Origin of the sequence: Burkholderia sp. BCC0397 (assembly GCF_902832865.1) — a bacterium.
GTDB lineage: Bacteria > Pseudomonadota > Gammaproteobacteria > Burkholderiales > Burkholderiaceae > Burkholderia.
Genome location: NZ_CADFDL010000004.1, coordinates 549,327 through 566,532 on the forward strand (window position 1 = coordinate 549,327; position 17,206 = coordinate 566,532).

Annotated in this window: 15 protein-coding genes; 7 read left to right on the top strand and 8 right to left on the bottom strand. The window is 67.9% G+C overall.

Annotation, left to right across the window (positions count from 1 at the left end):
• The first annotated feature begins 27 nt into the window (after window positions 1-27).
• On the top strand, window positions 28-534 hold the full coding sequence (locus HWX03_RS16655; protein WP_175871903.1) for a hypothetical protein: 507 nt from the start codon (window positions 28-30) through the stop codon (window positions 532-534).
• On the opposite strand, the gene HWX03_RS16660 is transcribed toward HWX03_RS16655, so the two are convergent.
• The 3 genes from HWX03_RS16660 to HWX03_RS16670 form a co-directional block, all read right to left on the bottom strand.
• Window positions 528-2,003, bottom strand: coding sequence for a DEAD/DEAH box helicase (locus HWX03_RS16660; RefSeq protein ID WP_175871904.1), 1,476 nt, complete (start codon window positions 2,001-2,003; stop codon window positions 528-530). The two genes, HWX03_RS16655 and HWX03_RS16660, sit on opposite strands and share 7 nt — an antisense overlap.
• A gap of 137 nt (window positions 2,004-2,140) precedes the next feature.
• Window positions 2,141-3,439 (bottom strand): cytochrome c, encoded by a 1,299-nt coding sequence (locus HWX03_RS16665; RefSeq protein ID WP_174389779.1) that lies wholly within the window; start codon window positions 3,437-3,439, stop codon window positions 2,141-2,143.
• A 19-nt stretch (window positions 3,440-3,458) separates the two neighbouring features.
• Window positions 3,459-4,223 carry a c-type cytochrome gene (locus HWX03_RS16670; RefSeq protein WP_124453691.1) on the bottom strand — a complete coding sequence of 255 codons (765 nt, stop codon included), beginning with the start codon at window positions 4,221-4,223 and terminating at the stop codon, window positions 3,459-3,461.
• A gap of 378 nt (window positions 4,224-4,601) precedes the next feature.
• On the opposite strand from HWX03_RS16670, the gene HWX03_RS16675 reads away from it, so the two are divergent.
• Complete coding sequence (locus HWX03_RS16675; protein ID WP_175871905.1) at window positions 4,602-5,534, top strand: CopD family protein; 933 nt, start codon at window positions 4,602-4,604, stop codon at window positions 5,532-5,534.
• Between the two features lie 149 nt (window positions 5,535-5,683).
• Here HWX03_RS16675 and dgoD read toward each other — a convergent pair whose 3' ends face one another.
• Entirely contained in the window at window positions 5,684-6,832 is a 1,149-nt protein-coding gene (dgoD, locus tag HWX03_RS16680; protein WP_021160175.1) for a galactonate dehydratase, read from the bottom strand.
• 134 nt (window positions 6,833-6,966) lie between these two features.
• Between dgoD and HWX03_RS16685 the strand changes: the two genes are divergently transcribed.
• Window positions 6,967-7,671, top strand: a complete 705-nt coding sequence (locus HWX03_RS16685) for a FadR/GntR family transcriptional regulator (protein WP_175871906.1) — start codon at window positions 6,967-6,969, stop codon at window positions 7,669-7,671.
• Between the two features lie 28 nt (window positions 7,672-7,699).
• Here HWX03_RS16685 and HWX03_RS16690 read toward each other — a convergent pair whose 3' ends face one another.
• Window positions 7,700-7,945 carry a DUF1272 domain-containing protein gene (locus tag HWX03_RS16690; RefSeq protein ID WP_006483256.1) on the bottom strand — a complete coding sequence of 82 codons (246 nt, stop codon included), beginning with the start codon at window positions 7,943-7,945 and terminating at the stop codon, window positions 7,700-7,702.
• Window positions 7,946-8,092: 147 nt separating this feature from the next.
• Here HWX03_RS16690 and HWX03_RS16695 point away from each other — a divergent pair, with 147 nt between their 5' ends.
• A complete protein-coding gene (locus HWX03_RS16695) occupies window positions 8,093-8,440 on the top strand; it encodes a GFA family protein (protein ID WP_175871907.1) in 348 nt (115 codons plus the stop codon).
• Window positions 8,441-8,479: 39 nt separating this feature from the next.
• Here HWX03_RS16695 and HWX03_RS16700 read toward each other — a convergent pair whose 3' ends face one another.
• The 3 genes from HWX03_RS16700 to HWX03_RS16710 all read right to left on the bottom strand — a co-directional run bounded on the left by HWX03_RS16700 (window position 8,480) and on the right by HWX03_RS16710 (window position 13,924).
• Complete coding sequence (locus HWX03_RS16700; protein ID WP_175871908.1) at window positions 8,480-11,587, bottom strand: transglycosylase domain-containing protein; 3,108 nt, start codon at window positions 11,585-11,587, stop codon at window positions 8,480-8,482.
• A 248-nt stretch (window positions 11,588-11,835) separates the two neighbouring features.
• Entirely contained in the window at window positions 11,836-12,723 is an 888-nt protein-coding gene (locus HWX03_RS16705; protein ID WP_175822436.1) for a LysR family transcriptional regulator, read from the bottom strand.
• Between the two features lie 283 nt (window positions 12,724-13,006).
• Complete coding sequence (locus HWX03_RS16710) at window positions 13,007-13,924, bottom strand: LysR substrate-binding domain-containing protein (protein ID WP_175822435.1); 918 nt, start codon at window positions 13,922-13,924, stop codon at window positions 13,007-13,009.
• A 204-nt stretch (window positions 13,925-14,128) separates the two neighbouring features.
• Between HWX03_RS16710 and HWX03_RS16715 the strand changes: the two genes are divergently transcribed.
• The 3 genes from HWX03_RS16715 to HWX03_RS16725 all read left to right on the top strand — a co-directional run bounded on the left by HWX03_RS16715 (window position 14,129) and on the right by HWX03_RS16725 (window position 17,094).
• Entirely contained in the window at window positions 14,129-15,445 is a 1,317-nt protein-coding gene (locus HWX03_RS16715; protein WP_175871909.1) for an MFS transporter, read from the top strand.
• A gap of 39 nt (window positions 15,446-15,484) precedes the next feature.
• Complete coding sequence (locus HWX03_RS16720) at window positions 15,485-15,799, top strand: hypothetical protein (protein WP_175871910.1); 315 nt, start codon at window positions 15,485-15,487, stop codon at window positions 15,797-15,799.
• A 92-nt stretch (window positions 15,800-15,891) separates the two neighbouring features.
• Entirely contained in the window at window positions 15,892-17,094 is a 1,203-nt protein-coding gene (locus HWX03_RS16725) for a porin (protein WP_175871911.1), read from the top strand.
• The last annotated feature ends 112 nt before the right edge of the window (window positions 17,095-17,206 follow it).

The window sequence follows — 17,206 nt, forward strand, 5'->3', positions numbered from 1 at the left end:
TCCGATCCGCACCCGGGCCACGCCATCATGACCGATACCCATCGCCACGCGCTCGAACAATGGACGTTCGACGCGTGGCCGTCCGCCGTCGTGTCGCTGTTCGACGGCACCGCACTCGAGCGTCATGCCGATATCGCCGCGTCGCTGATCGTCGCGACCGACGACGGCCAGTTGCGCACGACGCTGCTCGGCGTCGGGGAGATCTATGCACACGATGCGCGCACGCTGCTGATCGCGCTCTGGCCGCAGTCGCGGGCGGCGCGCGCGATCGCGCAACGGCGCACGGCCGCGCTGACGCTCGTCGCGGACGGTGCGTTCTTTCAGGCGCAACTGGAGATGGCGCCGCTCGAAGGAGACTTCGGCGGACTGGCCGGATTCGCTGCGACGATCGCGCAAGGCGATGCGCAGCGGGTCGGCTATGCGCGTCTCGCGACAGGCGTCACGTTCACGCTGGAAGGGGAGCGCGCCGCGGTGCTCGCACGCTGGCAACGCCAGATCGAGCACCTGCGGCGCGCGGCCGCGCGGCTTCAGTGACCGCGCTGGCCGCTGCGCGACGAACGGTTGCGGTTCGGATGCGCAGCGTTGCCGCTTGCCGGGCGGGCGCTGTTGCCGCCGCCCGCCGGACGTCCGCCGCTATTACCACCGGCACCGGCGCCGCCTTGCGCGCGCGGCTTCGCGGCCTTCTGCGCTGCCTTCGGTTGCCCGGCCTTCGGTTGCGCGTTGCCGTCGCGTTTCGCGGCCGGCTGGCCTGAGCCGCCGCCACGCGGCTGGCGATTGCCGCCACCACCACCACCACCACCGCCACCGCCGCGCGGCTGCTGCTGCCCGCGGCGCTGCTGGATCGGTTCCGGCTTCACGTTCGGATCGGGTTCGAAGCCCGCGATCACTTCCTGCGGAATCTCGCGCTTGATCAGTCGCTCGATGTCGCGCAGTAGCTGCTTCTCGTCGACGCACACGAGCGACACGGCTTCGCCGGTCGCGCCTGCGCGGCCCGTGCGGCCGATCCGGTGCACGTAATCCTCGGGCACGTTCGGCAGGTCGAAGTTGACGACGTGCGGCAATTGATCGATGTCGATCCCGCGCGCGGCGATGTCGGTCGCGACGAGCACCTGCAGCGTGTTGCTCTTGAACTCGGCCAGCGCGCGCGTGCGTGCCGACTGGCTCTTGTTGCCGTGGATCGCCATCGCGCTGATGCCGTCCTTCGTCAGCTGCTCGGCGAGCCGGTTCGCGCCGTGCTTGGTGCGCGTGAACACGAGCACCTGGAACCAGTTGTGTTCGCGGATCAGGTGCGTGAGCAGCTCGCGCTTGCGGTCGCGGTCGACCGGGTGGATCTTCTGCGCGACGCTTTCGGCGGTCGTGTTGCGGCGAGCGACCTCGATCAGCGCCGGCGAGTCGAGCAGGCTGTCGGCGAGCGCCTTGATTTCATCGGAGAAGGTGGCCGAGAACAGCAGGTTCTGGCGCTTCGGCGGCAGCTTCGCGAGCACGCGCTTGATGTCGTGGATGAAGCCCATGTCGAGCATCCGGTCGGCTTCGTCGAGCACGAGGATGTCGAGATTCGACAGGTCGATGGTCTTCTGCTGCATGTGGTCGAGCAGGCGTCCCGGCGTCGCGACGACGATGTCGACGCCGCGCTTGAGCGCATCGATCTGCGGATTGATGCTGACGCCGCCGAACATCACGGTCGAGCGCAGCTTCACGTACTTGCTGTACGCGCGCACGCTTTCCTCGACCTGGGCGGCGAGTTCGCGCGTCGGCGTGAGGATCAGTGCGCGCACCGCGCGCTTCGCGCCACGTTGCTCGGTGTAGAACGTGTGCAGGCGTTGCAGGATCGGCAGCGTGAAGCCGGCGGTCTTGCCGGTGCCGGTCTGTGCGCCGGCGAGCAGGTCGCCGCCGCCGAGGACGGCCGGGATCGCCTGCTGCTGGATCGGGGTCGGCGACGTGTAGCCGAGCTCGTTGACCGCCTTGACCAGCGGTTCGGCCAGGCCGAGAGATTCGAAAGACATAGATACCACTCTTGAGTTTTATGATCGGCGATGCATCGCGCGGCCCGCGCGGCAAACCTGCATCGCAAAACAGCCAAAAAGCAAAAGGGCGCGGCCGCGGTTTCCCGCAGCCGCGCCCCGTGTGTGTGAGCCGCTTCTTAGTCGAGCGGCGCGGAACGCAGATCGCTCACCTGTTGCGGCGAGATCGGCGTACCGTTGTTACCCCAAGACATCCGGATATACGTGACGACCGCCGCGACCTCCTGATTCGACAGCGACTGTGCGAACGGCGGCATCCCATACGGACGCGGATTCTTGAACGTGCTCGGCGGGTAGCCGCCATTCAGCACCATGCGGATCGGGTTGACGGCCGATTCCATCATGATCGAGTGGTTGCCCGCGAGCGGCGGATAGGCCGGCGGCTTGCCGGCGCCGGTTTCGGCGTGGCAGGTCGCGCAGTTGTCCGCGTAGATCTTCTTGCCCTGGTCGAACAGCGCGTTGCCGAACTGCTTCGACGGCTCGTACTGCATGTTCTTCGGCGCTTCAGCCTTCTGCGGGATCGACTTCAGGTACGTCGACATCGCGCGCGTATCTTCGTCGGTCATGTACTGCAGGCTGTTGTGGACCACGTCCGCCATCGGGCCGAATACCGCGCCCTTCTGCGACACGCCGGCTTGCAGCAGGTCGGACAGCTCCTGCACGTGCCAGTCGCCGAGGCCGAGTTCCTTGTCGTTCGTCAGCGACGGCGCATACCAGTTCTGCAGCGGGATCAGGCCGCCGGCGAACGCCGACGAGCTCACCGGGCCGCCCATCATGTTGATCGACGTGTGGCACATCGAGCAGTGGCCGAGGCCTTCGACGAGATACGCGCCGCGGTTCCATTCGACCGACTTCGTCGGATCCGGCTTGTACTCGCCTTCCTTGAAGAACAGCGTGCGCCAGCCGATCAGCAGGTTGCGGTTGTTGAACGGGAACTTCAGTTCGTGCGGACGGCTCGGCACCGACACCGGCGCCACCGAGCGCAGGTACGCGTAGATCGCGTCCGAATCGGCGCGCGTGACCTTCGTGTAGCTCGCGAACGGGAAACCCGGGTACAGCAGGCTGCCGTCCTTCGAGCGACCCGTGTGCATCGCGCGGTAGAAGTCGTCCGACGTCCACTTGCCGATACCGGCCTGGTCGTCCGGCGTGATGTTCGGCGTGTACATCGTGCCGAACGGCGTCGCCATCGGCAGGCCGCCCGCGAACGACTTGCCGCCGCGCACGGTGTGGCACGCGATACAGTCGCCGACGCGCGCGAGGTATTCGCCCTTCTTGATCAGCGCGGCCTGGTCGGCCGGCGTGGCCGCGACGGCGGCAGCGCCGTGCAGCGTGTCGTTGCCCGGCCACAGGACCGGCACGAGGGCGGCGGCCGCGACGATCGCGACGGCCGAGAGTGCAAACAGGGACTTGCGTTTCATTGTGTCTGTCTCCCTTGCCTTATTGCGGTTCGCTGCCGCAGGCGAGCGGAGTCTTCATCGAACGCGCCGGGGCCGGCACGGGGTTGGCGGGCGCCGGTTGCGCGGCGAGCCATGCGGTCACAGCCGTCACGTCTTCGTCGGAAAGCTTCGCGGCGATGTCGTGCATGCAATCGGGCGCCTTCGCGTGGCGGTTGCCCGAGCGCCATGCGCCGAGCTGCGCGCTCAGGTAATCGGCGTGCAGACCCACGAGGCCCGGGATCGCCGGCTGCATGCCGGTCAGCCCTGCGCCGTGGCAGGCCACGCAGGCCGGCAGCTTGCGGGACGGGTCGCCCTGCGTGACGAGCTGCTTGCCGCGTGCGAGCGTCGCGGCCGGCAGCGTCGGCTTCGCCGGCGTCGGGTACGGCGGACGCTCGGCCGAGAAGTGCTCGGCGATTTCGCGCAGGTAGTCGTCGTTCAGGTACGTCAGCAGGTAGTTCATCGGCGGGTACTTGCGCCGGCCGTCACGGAAGTTGACGAGCTGGTTGTACAGGTACTCGGCCGGCTTGCCGGCAAGACGCGGGAAATAGTCGTTGTCCGTGCCTTGGCCGTGAACGCCGTGGCATGCGGTACAGCCGCGCACGCGCTCGGCCATGGTATCGGGTGCCTTGAGCGGCGCCTGCTGGGCGTGCGCTTGCTCCGTGGGCTTGGTCTGCGCTTGGGCAGCGCTCATAAGGCCCGCGCCGCCGATCATCAGAACGGCGAGCAGCGGACGGAAGAGGCGTCTTGAAGACACACGAGACTCCATGTTTATTCGTCGGGGACCTTGTCCGGGCTACGATCGGCTCGGCGCATGGACGGCAGGACAGCCGGGCTGCTGCGACGCGGCATTCTATCATCGATGGGTAATGACGGCTATTTGACGAAAGGACATCGGTTCCTGTCTGTTTGCGACTTGCGACAATTTGACGCGCATCGCGCGACGCTCGAGTGAACCGGCGTGCGCTTTCACCCTCGAAGACCGTACACTCGCGGGTCGCGCGGCGCCGCCTCCGCCGCAGGTCCAGTCATTTCTCCCGTTTCCGGATTCATCGATGACGTTTCTTACCCTGCCGTTGCCTGCCTCACGCTGTCCGTCCCGTTGCCGCCGCATTGCCGGCCTGCCGCTTGCGGGAGGGAATGCGCGATGAAGTTCGACAGCTTGTGGATCGGTCAGGTCGCGCTCGCGGCGCTGATGGATGCGGCGTTCGCGATGGCGGTCGGCTCGGCGCTGCTCAAGGCGTGGCTCGGCAAGGACGGCGCGCGGCCGCTCGTCGCGCCGTCGCACCCCGCATGGCTGCGCGCGCAACATTCGCTGGTCGCGGCGGCGCTGGCGCTGGTGCTCGCCGATCTCGGCTGGCTCGTCTACGAGGCCGCGACGATGAGCGGCGCGGGGCTCGGCGGCGCGTTCGCCGCGATGCCCGTCATGCTGATGCAGACGCACACGGGCTTCGCGTGGAGCGTCGCGTTCGCCGGCGCGGTAGTGCTCGCGATCGTCGCGCTCGCGAAGCCGGACGGCCCGGTCGCGCATGCGGTGCTGTGGCTCGCGGTGATCGTGATCGCGGCCGGCAAGGCCTCGCTCGGCCATGCGGCCGATAGCGGCGTGCTGTCCGCGGCGGTCGGCGTGCAGACGCTGCACCTGCTGGCCACCGCCGTATGGGGCGGCCTCGTGCTCGCGGGCGGGCTCGCGGTGCTGCCGGCGCTGGGGGCGTCGGTCGCGCGCGGCGCGCTGATCCGCATCGGCCAGCACCTGTCGCGCACGTCGATCGTCGCGGTCGTCTTCGTGCTCGGCACCGGCGTGCTCAACGCGATCCGCGGGCTCGGCGGCTCGCTCGCGCCGCTCGACGGCAGCACGTGGGGGCGCGTGTTGCTGCTGAAGCTGCTGCTCGTCGCGCTCGCGCTCGTGCTCGGCGGGCTCAACCGCTTCTCGGCGCTGCCGCGCCTGCGCCGCACCGCGTCGACCGAGGACGCGCACACGTTCCGCAACATCCTGCATCTCGAAGGGATGACGATGATCGGCGTGTTCGTCGCGGCGGCCGTGCTGTCGTTCAGCGTGCCGGGGTTCGCGGCGCTCGGCTGACCGGGGAGGCCGTGCGGGGCAGGGTAGCGACGCTCCCTGTCGACGCCCCGCGGATCGCAGAAGCAAAAACGGCCGCCTGTCGGGCGGCCGTGTGCCGAAGCCGGTGCGCGGCGTGATCGTCGCGCATCCCGGCTCGTCTCACCCCTTCATCACCACTCGGCGACGCTGCCGTCCGCGTGGCGCCACACCGGGTTGCGCCAGCGATGGCCCGTCTTCGCCATCTCGCGCACCTTCTCCTCGTTCACGTCGATGCCGAGCCCCGGGCCCTGCGGGATCGCGACGAAGCCGTCTTCGTAGCGGAACACCTCGGGGTTGCGCAGGTAGTCGAGCAGGTCGTTGCCCTGGTTGTAGTGGATGCCGAGGCTCTGTTCCTGGATGAACGCGTTGTAGCTGACCGCGTCGAGCTGCAGGCACGCGGCGAGCGCGATGGGCCCAAGCGGACAGTGCAGCGCGAGCGCGACGTCGTAGCTTTCCGCGAGCGTCGCGATCTTGCGGCACTCGGTGATGCCGCCCGCGTGCGATGCGTCCGGCTGGATGATGTCGACGTAGCCGCCCGCGAGGATGTGCTTGAAGTCCCAGCGCGAGTACAGCCGTTCGCCGAGCGCGATCGGCGTGTTGGTCTGGTTGACGATGTCGCGCAGCGCCTCGGCGTTCTCCGACAGCACCGGCTCCTCGATGAACATCAGCTTGTACGGATCGAGCTCCTTCGCGAGCACCTTCGCCATCGGCTTGTGCACGCGGCCGTGGAAGTCGACGCCGATCCCGACGTGCGGGCCGACCGCGTCGCGCACCGCCGCGACGTTCGCGATCACCTGCTCGACCTTGTCGTAGGTGTCGACGATCTGCAGCTCTTCGGAGCCGTTCATCTTCACGGCCTTGAAGCCGCGCTCGACGACCGCGCGTGCATTGTTCGCGACGTCGCTCGGCCGGTCGCCGCCGATCCACGAATACACCTTGATGCGGTCGCGCACCTGGCCGCCCAGCAGCGCGTGCACCGGCACGCCGTGATGCTTGCCCTTGATGTCCCACAGCGCCTGGTCGACGCCCGCGATCGCGCTCATCATGATCGGGCCGCCGCGGTAGAAGCCCGCGCGGTACATCACCTGCCAGTGATCCTCGATCAGGAGCGGGTCGCGGCCGACGAGGTAGTCGGCCAGCTCTTGCACGGCGGCCTCGACCGTGTGCGCGCGGCCTTCGACGACCGGCTCGCCCCAGCCGACGATACCCTCGTCGGTTTCGATCTTGAGGAACAGCCAGCGGGGCGGCACGACGAAAGTTTCGAGGCGGGTGATTTTCACGATGCGAGTCTCCATGGTTGACCGGCGCGGGCGCTCGGGCGCGGCGCACGGTCGCGTGCTTTCACGGTTATCCTAGCGTAGCCCGATAAAAAATAGTATTAATAGCACTATTGTGCAGATAGTGGGCAGCCGGCATGCCGGCGCAACGGAGAACGATCATTCAACGCGACCTGCATGGACAGACGGCCTTCCGGCTCGCGACGGCGATCCTGCGCGGCGACTATCCGCCCGAATCGCTGCTGCCGAGGGAACCCGACCTGATGGAGATGTACGGCGTGAGCCGTACGGTGATGCGCGAGGCGCTGCGCACGCTGACGTCGAAGGGGCTGGTCGAATCGCGGCCGAAAGTCGGCACGCGCGTGCGGCCGCGCCGTGCGTGGAACCTGCTCGATGCCGATCTGCTCGACTGGTATGCGCGCGTCGCGCCGCCGCTCGCGTTCGCGCTGAAGCTGCAGGAGATGCGCGAGATGATCGAGCCGTACGCGGCCGCGCTGGCCGCGCGTACCCATACACCCGACGCGTTCGACGCGATCGAGGGCGCGGCGCGCGCGATGGCCGCCGCGCGCAACGTCGACGAATGGGTGCGCGCCGACCTGCGTTTTCACCTGAGCGTGCTGGAGGCCGGCGGCAACGAGCTGCTGGTGCCGCTCGGCGCACTGATCGATCGCACGCTCGAGGCGCAACTGCAGTTGAACGCGCGTCGGGCGGACGTGTACAACGCGTCGCTCGCCGAGCATACGGCCGTCAGCGATGCGATCCGCGTGCGCGACCAGGACGGCGCGCGCCGCGCGATGGCAACGCTGCTCGCGGTGACGCGCGCGCGGATCGAGATGTCGTGACGGGAACGGGCGGGCGGGTGCCGCGCCGTCAGGCGTTCGCGCAGCCGCCCGGCTTGTGGATGCGTTCCGTCGACGGCGGATACTTCGCGAGCAGGCTCGCCGGTCGCCGCGGGCGCGCGACCAGGTCGCCGCCGCAGTTCGGGCATCGGCCCTTCAGCACGTCGTCCGCGCAGGTCGCGCAAAACGTACACTCAAATGTACAGATGCGCGCTTCCGCCGAATCGGGCGGCAGGTCCTTGTCGCAGCATTCGCAGCCGGGGCGTAGTTCGAGCATGACGGTCTCCTGGGTCGGTGGGGATGGGCGCCGCCCGGACATTGCGTGCGGCGCATGCGAGCGCTACTGTACGCGTTTGGATCGGCCCGGCCAACGGCGTCCCGCCCGGGCGCCGGCGATGCGCACGGGCTGCACCGGGAGACGACCATGCTTTATCGCGGAAGCTGTCATTGTGGAGACGTGACGTTCGAGGCGGAAGGCGACCTGCAGGGCGTGATGGCGTGCAACTGCTCGATCTGCCAGCGCAAGGGTGCGCTGATGTGGTTCGTGCCGCGCGACCACATGAAGCTGCTGACGCCCGACGAGAATCTAGCGACCTACATGTTCAACAAGCACGTGATCCGGCATCGCTTCTGCAAGCGCTGCGGGATTCATGCATTCGGCGAAGGCGTCGATCCGAAGGGCACCGCGATGGCAGCGATCAACGTGCGCTGCCTCGAGGGCGTCGACCTCGACGCGCTGCCCGTCACGCACTACGACGGCCGCTCGCGCTGAGCGGCGCGTCGGTGCGGGCGCCTGCGCGCCGCAATCGGATTACGACGGTTGCACGGCGGCCGCGTTCGGCGCCGGCGTTTCCGCCTGCGGTGCGGGCCCCGCGGTGCGCGTGCCGGCGTCGGCCGGGCGTTCGATCAGCGGCGCGAGCGCCGGCGCCATCGACTTCAGCAACTGCACGGCCATCGCGCTCGTGAAGTCGTAGCGCGCCGCATACGGCTCGTGTGCGGTCGCCGTCAGCACGCCGAAGAACCGGTCGCCGATCACGAACACGAAGGTGCCGCTGCGGTTGACCTTGCGCGACTCGATCAGCCGCGCGCCGCGTGCATAGACGTTGAAGCGCTGGTCGCCCGTCCCCGTCTTGCCGTACACGTCGAGCGTCTTGCCGTCCGGCAGCGTGAGCCCGCCCGCGAGGCGGCGCGCGGTGCCGTGGAGCACGACGTCGCGCAGCAGCGTGTGCGTCACGTTGACGATCTCCGGCGCCAGCATCGGCTGCGGCTGCGCGGCCGCGCGCACGAAGCGGGTTTCGTACGGCGTGCCCTTCGCGAAATCGAGCCGCGTGATCGTCTCGGTCGGCGCCTTCTGGCCGCCGTCCGCGATCAGGCCGATCAATTTCGCGAGCGCGTCGGGCTGGTCGCCCGATGCGCCGATCGCGGCCGCATAGGACGGCGTCACTTCGGCGAACGGGTAGCCGAGCGCGCGCCACGACTTCGTGATCTCCGCATACGCGCGCAGCTCGACCATGCGGCGGATGCGCCGGTCCTGCGTCGCGTGGTAGCGGGTCTTGTACAGCCACGAATACGTGTAGAAACGCGCATCGCGGCTGTCGCGCTGAACGTCGGCGAGCGCGGCGCCCGGGTGCGCGCGCAGGTAGTTGAGCGTCCACAGCGCGAGCGGATGGACGCTCGCGATATAGCCGCGGTCGTTGAGGTTGAAGCGGTCGATCGCGTACTTCGCATAGAGCGCGGCGAGATCGTCGTCGGACAGCGTCGCGGCCGGCGTGCCTTTCAGTTGCGCGCGCATCTGCGCATCGAACCACGCGAGCGATTCGTTCGGCGCGACGCTGCGCAGCACCGTCGCGATCTTCGGCGGCGACTTGCGTACGTCGCGCAGCATCAGCGCGAGCGCGTCGTCGGGCGACTTGCCCGCATAGCGCGTGTAGTAGCGCTTCACGTAGACCTGGCTTTCGCCGTCGACGAATTGCTGGAGGTAATGCTGGCGCTGCGCGGGATCGTTGAGCCACGACGACGACGGGCCGGCCGCCTGCAGTGTCTCGTAGTGGACGATGTCGCGCATCAGCCGCACGAACACGAGGTTCACCGAGTGCTCGAACGCCGCATGCAGCGTCAGGATGCGGCCGTTGTCCGACTTCTCGAAGTTGGAGAACACCTGCGCGCCGCCGCCCGTGTAGAACACGTCCGGGCTCGCCGAATACTTGCGTTCGACGGCTGCATCGAGCATCGCCTGCAGCGAGCGTTCGCGCGTATGCGACAGGTAGTCGAGCGCCCAGCGCGACAGAGCGTCGATCGGATCGGGCTTCACGCGCGCCAGCTCCGCGTTCGACAGGTTCGCATAACGCGCATGCAGGTCGGCGACGATCTGCAGGTACGTGATCAGCGTGCGCAGCTTCGCGGTCGAGCCGAGGTTGATGCGGCCGCCGCGATTCACGTCGAACGGCTGGTTCACGCTGTCGGTCTGCACGCGCAGCAGGTTCGCGCCGTTGCGGTGCTCGTACAGCGTGAAGCTGTACGTGAGGTGCGACGGGTCGTCCTTCGGCGCGAGCATCTCGAAACCATACAGGCCGGCGGCCTGCGCGCCGTCGCGCGTCGACGCCCGCGCGAGCCGCTCGGCGACCGCCTGCTGCACGCCGTTGTCGAGGGTGCTGGTGGCCTGGAGGTCGAGCTGGTCGAGCTGGTACAGGTCGCTGATGCCGAGCGCCGACAGCAGCGACGCGCGCGCGGAGGTGACGGCCTTGCGCGACACGAACGACTGCACGCGCGGGGCCGGCGGCGGCGCGCTGCGTTCGATCTGCGCGGCGAGCGCGGCATCGCGCAGCGCGGGCGAGATCACGCCGCCGTTCGACAGCAGCCGCAGGTAGCTGTCGGTCAGCTTCTGCAGCGCCGGATAGCCGCGATTGAGGAAGTACGATGGCGCGCGCTGCGCGATCAGCAGCGACAACACCTCGCGGAACGTCTTGCCCTGCTGGTCGACGTTGTCGCCGGTGGTCGGCGCGGACAGCACGCGGTTCACGTCGTTGAAGTCGCGGCCGTACCACGCGGCGAGACCGTCGCCGATGCCGGTGATTTCGCCCACGTGCGGCCGCGCGGCGAGCGGCACCGAATTCAGGTAGCGCACCACGATCGTGCGGCGCGCGAGCATCGTCTGCGGGCCGTTCAGGTAGGCGCGCACCGACGCGGAGGCGATCTGCCGCAGCTTCTCGGGCGGCGTCGCGGTGCGGCCCTCGGGCGAATGGCGGAACTTCTCGATCTGCGTCGCGAGCGTGCTGCCGCCCGGGCGCGCCTGGTGGCGGTTGACGACGTGCAGCGCCTGGTCGGCGAGCGCGCGGCCGAAGCGCCCCCAGTCGAGTGCCGGGTTGCGGTTCGGCTCGTTCGCATCGAGCAGGTAGCGATCCTCGATGAACAGCAGCGAATCGGTGATCACGCGCGGTACCGTGTCGAAGTCGGCATAGACGCGCTGCGGGAACACGGTCGCGAACAGCGGCGAGCCGGTCGAATCGAACAGCATCAGGCCAGTCTGGTCTTTCTCTTCGTAAGGAAGGAACAGCCCGCGCTGACCGAGCGACAGCATCCGCTGCGAATCGCGCGCCTGTTCGCTGACGACGAAGCCGCGCGCGAGCAGCCGCTGCTGGAACGCGGGAATCATCGCGTAGCCGAAGCGCTGGTCGTACGGGCCGTTCGCGGGGAAGCGGATGTGATCGCTCGGCCCCGCCTCGACCGTGTAGCCGACGTCGCGGGTGAGCTCGGACAGGTAGCGCGCCTGCAGCCGGGACGTTTCGATCTCGGTCTGCACGAGCCGCGCGACGATCGCCACCGCGATCAGCAGTGCGGCGAGCAAAGACCACTTGACCCACGTCCAGACCGATGCGGCACCGGTCACGCGCGGCAGGATACGATTCAGCGGCCGATTCATGGCGGCGTCTCCCTGAGGGACGCGGTTATCCGGCCGCACCCCATTAAGGATTAGTGTAGTCCTCCGCGGCGGGCTGCCAAGAGCGGTTGACTACCGAGATGCGCCGGCGCAACAGGCGTGCCCAGGCCAGCCGGGCGACGGGCCAACGGCCGTCGGAGCGCCTGCCGGCGCGCCGCCACGGCCATGCGAGGGTCGAGCGGGCAGCGGTGAGTCGGCGTGAAAAAATGGTGCGCGATTCCACGGCTCATTCAACTGACGAAATGGTCGATCAGGTGATCGACGAAAAGCCGGGCCTTGCGCGGAAAGTGCCGCCGGCTCGGGTACGCGACATTCATCTCGAGTTCCTCCAGCAGATAGCCCGGAAGCAGCGCGATCAATCGGCCTGTATCGAGATCCGGCTGGACGAGGAAGTCGGGCAGGACCGCGATGCCCATGCCCGACAGCGTCCAGTTGCGCAGCAGTCCGATGTTGTTCGACGACGCGGACTTGTTGGGCCGCACGGTAATGCGCGTCTGTTCGTGGTCGAACGACAGGTATTCGCCGGCGAAATCGGCATGGAACGCGAGACACGCATGCGACGCGAGATCGTGCGGATGGGCCGGCGCGCCATGTCGTTCGACATAGTGTGGCGCAGCGCAGACGATCCGGTGGATTCGCGAGAGCGGGCGCTTCACGAGGGTGTTGTTGCTGATGTGCTGGGACAGCAGCAGCCCGAGGTCGAAGCCCTCGGAGACGAGGTCGACGTGACGGTCCACGATCGTGACTTCGGGCACGATGGCCGGATGGCGTGCCTTGAACGCGTCGATGGCCGGCGCGAGCACGTGCATGCCGAACATGACCGGCGCGGCGATTTTCAGCGATCCGATCGGCTCGTGGTGCATCGATGCGATCGTTTCCTCGACCCGGTCGATTTCCTCGATCACGTGACGGATCTGCGCCAGATAGAGGTGGCCCGCGTCGGTCAGCGACAAACTGCGGGTCGTGCGATTCAGCAGGCGTGCGCCGAGCCGGTCCTCGATGCCCATGACGAGCCGGGTGGCCGACGAATTGGAGATGTTCAGTTCCGTGGCCGCGCGCGCAAAACTGTGCAGTTCGGCGACCTTGACAAATAACCGCATCGGTAGGAGTTCGTCCATTTTTTTATCGATAAAGAGAAAGTAACAATTGAATTCTATCTATCGATTTGATGACTTGAACGACTCGTTTAGGCGAATGATTATTATGGAATCGAATATTTATCTGGTGTGCGAAAGGTCCCAGAATGGTGGGTTTGAAGCGCATGTTGCCCGTCGCACATTGATTTGTCCTTTAATCCTTTTTGCGGAATTTGTATTTAGTAATTGTACGAAAATATTGGTCGATATTTAAGTGAACGCGTGCGGTTTTATCGACGCGATTTGAAGCGAACGAGACGCGTCCCTATCGCCATAGCAGCTTCGCGCGATCGTGCCGCCGCACGGCCTCGGCGAAGCAGTGAATCAGGTAGTCGCAGGCCACCGTGTTCAACGCGTCGCGGCGCGTGAGTACGCCGACCGACACGGCGGGAATCGTTTCCGCCACGTCGATCGCGACCATCCGTTCGCGAATCCAGTCGATTGCCATGAAGCTTTGGGGCACGCACGACACGGTGTCGGTATGCACCGACAGCGAAAACGCCGCGCTGAACGACGTGCATTCGACGATCGGCTGCGGCGCCGGATAGCCGTGCGCGACGAATACGTCCTGCAGCAGCCGGCCGATGCTTTCCGGCGACGTGTTGAGGATCCACTGCGCCGCCTGCAGTTGCGCGAGCGACGTGCAATGACGCAGCGGATTGCTCGCGCGCGTCATCAGGATCAGCTCCGATTCGAGCAGCGGCCGGAACGTGAATTCGGGCGACAGCCGCGCCGCGTCGACGATCGCGATCACGAAATCGAGCGAGCCGTCGCGCAGGCGCGGCAGCGCCGTGTCGAGAAACCCTTCGCGCACGTCGAGGCGAATGGCCGGCATCCGCTGGCGGAACGCGTCGAGCGCGGCCGGCAGGAAGCCGAGCGAGATCAGCGGCGTCAGCGCGCAGGCGAGCGCGCCTCCCGTGCCGCCCGACAACTGGATCACGTCGTCGCGCGCGTGCTGCATTTCCGCGAGGATCAGCCGGGCGCGCGCATAGACGGCCTGCCCGAAGCGGGTGAGCTGTGCGCCGCGCGCATTGCGCGTGACGAGCGGCACGCCGAGATCGAGTTCGAGTTCGCGGATCGCCTTCGTCAGCGCGGGCTGCGACAGATGGATCGCGCGTGCGGCCGCGCGCAGGCTGCCGTGTTCGGCGATGGCGGTAAGCGCCCGGAGCTGATGGTGTTTCACGGCGTGGCGTGGCGGGGCGCGGCGGCGGTTGCGACGCTCGTATCCTACCTGCGATGGCGCCGGGAAAAATACGTGATAACCGTGCGTTATCACGATCGAAAAATGTCGCTCCGGGGGATGTGTCTTGAATGTCTAGACTGCATGCGCGGGCCGCCGAACCGGCTGCGCACACGAGACGCACAACCAGTACGGAGACACACCTTCATGAAGGCGCCCCGAGCGGACAGCATGCTCGGCGGGCATGTCGGCGACGTTGCCGCATCCCCGTCCAATCGTCGGCTGATCGTCGCAATCACGATCGGCAACGGCCTCGAATTCTTCGATCTCACCGTGTTCAGCTTTTTCGCGGTGCTGCTCGGCAAACTGTTTTTTCCCGCGGTGTCCGCCCAGCAGCAATTGCTGATGTCGGTCGCGACCTTCGGTGTCGGCTTCATCGCGCGGCCGGTCGGCGGCGTCGTGATCGGGCTCGTCGCCGATCGCTTCGGCCGCGTGCCGGCGATGAACCTCACGCTCGTCACGATGGCGATCGGCACCGGGATGATCGGCGTGCTGCCGACCTATGCGCAGATCGGCATCGCGGCGCCCGTGCTGGTGGTCGTCGCGCGGCTGCTGCAGGGCTTTTCGGCCGGCGGCGAGGTCGGCGTATCGACGTCGCTGCTCGCCGAGCGCGCGCCGCCGGGCGAGCGCGGCTACTACACGAGCTGGCAGTTCGCGAGCCAGGGCGCCGCGGCGCTGGCCGGCTCGTTCGTCGGCTTCCTGCTGTCGTATTTCCTCGAACCGGCGGCGCTCGAATCGTGGGGCTGGCGCGTGCCGTTCCTGCTCGGCGTGCTGATTGCGCCGGTCGGCCTCTATCTGCGCGCGCGCTTCAATGCGATCGAGCAGCACGCGCCGGCCGCGGCCGCGCGGCGTCCGTCCGCGGTGCTCGGCACGGTGCTGCGGCGCGACGGCCGTGCGGTGCTGATCGCGCTCGGCCTCGTGATCGGCGGCACGGCCGCGCACTTCATCGTGCTGTATTACATGTCGACGTATGCGATCAGGGAACTGCACCTGCCGATGGATACCGCGCTGTGGTGCGGGATCCTGTCCGGCGCGGTGATGTTCGTCGCCGCGCCGCTCGGCGGGCGGCTGTCGGACCGCACCGGCAGCAAGCGCGTCGCGCTGTGGTCGCGCATCGCGCTGACCGTGCTGGTCCTGCCGGGGTTCTGGCTGATCCGCGCGGTGCCGTCGATCGCGACGCTGTATGCGGTCGTGATGCTGCTCGCCGCGCTGCACTCGATCAACGCGGGCGCGAACGGCGTGATCCTCGCCGAGCTGTTCCCGAAGAGCACGCGGGCAACCGCGCTGTCGATCGCGTATGCGGGCGGCGTGTCGATCTTCGGCGGCTTCGCGCAGTTCATCGTCACGTGGATGATCGGCGCGACCGGTAACCCCGCGGCGCCGGCGTGGTACGTGATCGTCTGCGGCGTGCTGTCGCTCGTCGCGCTCGCATTCGCGTCGGATCGCAGCGGCCACGATGCGTGACGGCAGGCGCTTCGTTCTTTCCACTTCGTGCCGAACCGTATGACGGCCACCGTTTCGTTTTCGTCCGCGCCCGCCGGCGTCATGGCCCACCCGTCGATCGAGGCGCCGCTCCTGTCGGTGCCGCGCGGCATCGGCGCGACCGGCATGCAGATCGGCATGCAGATCCGCGGCCGTTATCGCGAGCAGTGGAGCGTGCTGCAGGTCGGCCACGCGTACGAGGTCGCGTCCGGCCGCCGCCGGTTACCGCCCGCTGCCGCTGCCGCTGCCGCTGCCGCTGCCGCTGTCGCTGTCGCTGTCGCTGTCGCTGCCGCTGCCGGCGCGATGCGCCGACTGGTCGACCCGATTCATTCCTGACCGTTCCGGTTTCCACCGGAGCAGGCCGCGCGCCTGCGGGGGACGCGCACGCCTGCGTTTGGCCATTCGACCCGCGCAATGGAGACCTTCCGATGAAAAAACGGCTGTTGGCAGGCGCGGGTGTCGCGCTGATCGCGGGTGCGGCGCATGCACAGGGCAGCGTGACGCTGTACGGCATCATCGACGAAGGGCTGACCTACACGAGCAATCTCGCGATGACGGGCGCCAACGGCACCGTAAGCGGCAAGCCCGCGTGGCGGATGCTCGGCGGCGTGCAGCAGGCGAGCCGCTGGGGGCTGCGCGGCGCTGAGGATCTCGGCGGCGGGCTCGCGGCGGTCTTCACGCTCGAGAACGGCTTCGATCCGAGCACCGGCAAGCTCGGGCAGGGCGGGCTGATGTTCGGCAAGAAGGCATTCGTCGGGCTGTCGGGGCCGTTCGGCACCGTCACGCTCGGGCGGCAGTACGACACCAACGTCGATTTGCTCGGGCCGCTCGAAGCGGCTGCGCTGTTCGGCGGCTACATGGTTGCGCACCCCGGCGATCTCGACAACGTGAACAACGCGAACTCGACCAACCACGCGATCAAGTTCACGAGCAACGACTACGGCGGGTTCCGCGTCGCGGCGATGTACGGCGTCGGCGGCATCGCGGGCGCGGCGACGCGCAACCAGGTATGGTCGATGACGGCGGCGTACACGCGCGGGCCGCTCGCGGCCGCGGCCGGCTACCTGAATGCGCGCAACCCGAACGTGTCGTTCTTCGGCACGACGGGCAGCCCCGCGCCGGTCGTCGGCGGCGTGCCCGGCAACAACATGCTGTCGCCCGTCTATTCGGGCTATGCGTCGGCGCGCACGCTGCAGGTCGCGGCGGCGGGCGGCACCTATGCGCTCGGCGCGGTGACGCTCGGCGCGATGTATACGAACACGTCGTTTCGCCGGCTGGGCGACCTGTCGTCCGGGCCCAACCCGGGCGGCGTGTCCGGTAACGCGGTGTTCAACAACGTCGAGGCGAGCGTGCGCTATCAGTTCGCGCCCTACCTGTTCGGCGGCGTCGCGTACGACTACACGCGCGGCGGCGGCGTGAACGGCCGTGACAGCGCGACGTATCACCAGGTCGCGGCCGGGCTCGACTACTTCCTGTCGACGCGTACCGACGTGTACCTGACCGCGGTCTATCAGCGCGCGTCGAGCACCGATTCGACGGGGCGGGCGGCCGTCGCCGCGATCAACGGCCCGGGCGCATCGGCGAACGATCGCCAGTTCGAGGCGCGGCTCGGCATGCGGCACAAGTTCTGAGTGCGCCGGGAGACCGGCAAGGAGCAGGTGGTGCAAGTCCACTGCGATGAAGGCGTAGCGAACCACATTGGCCCCGAGCCGTGCGTCGGCCGCCGCGAGGCAGCCGGCGAAG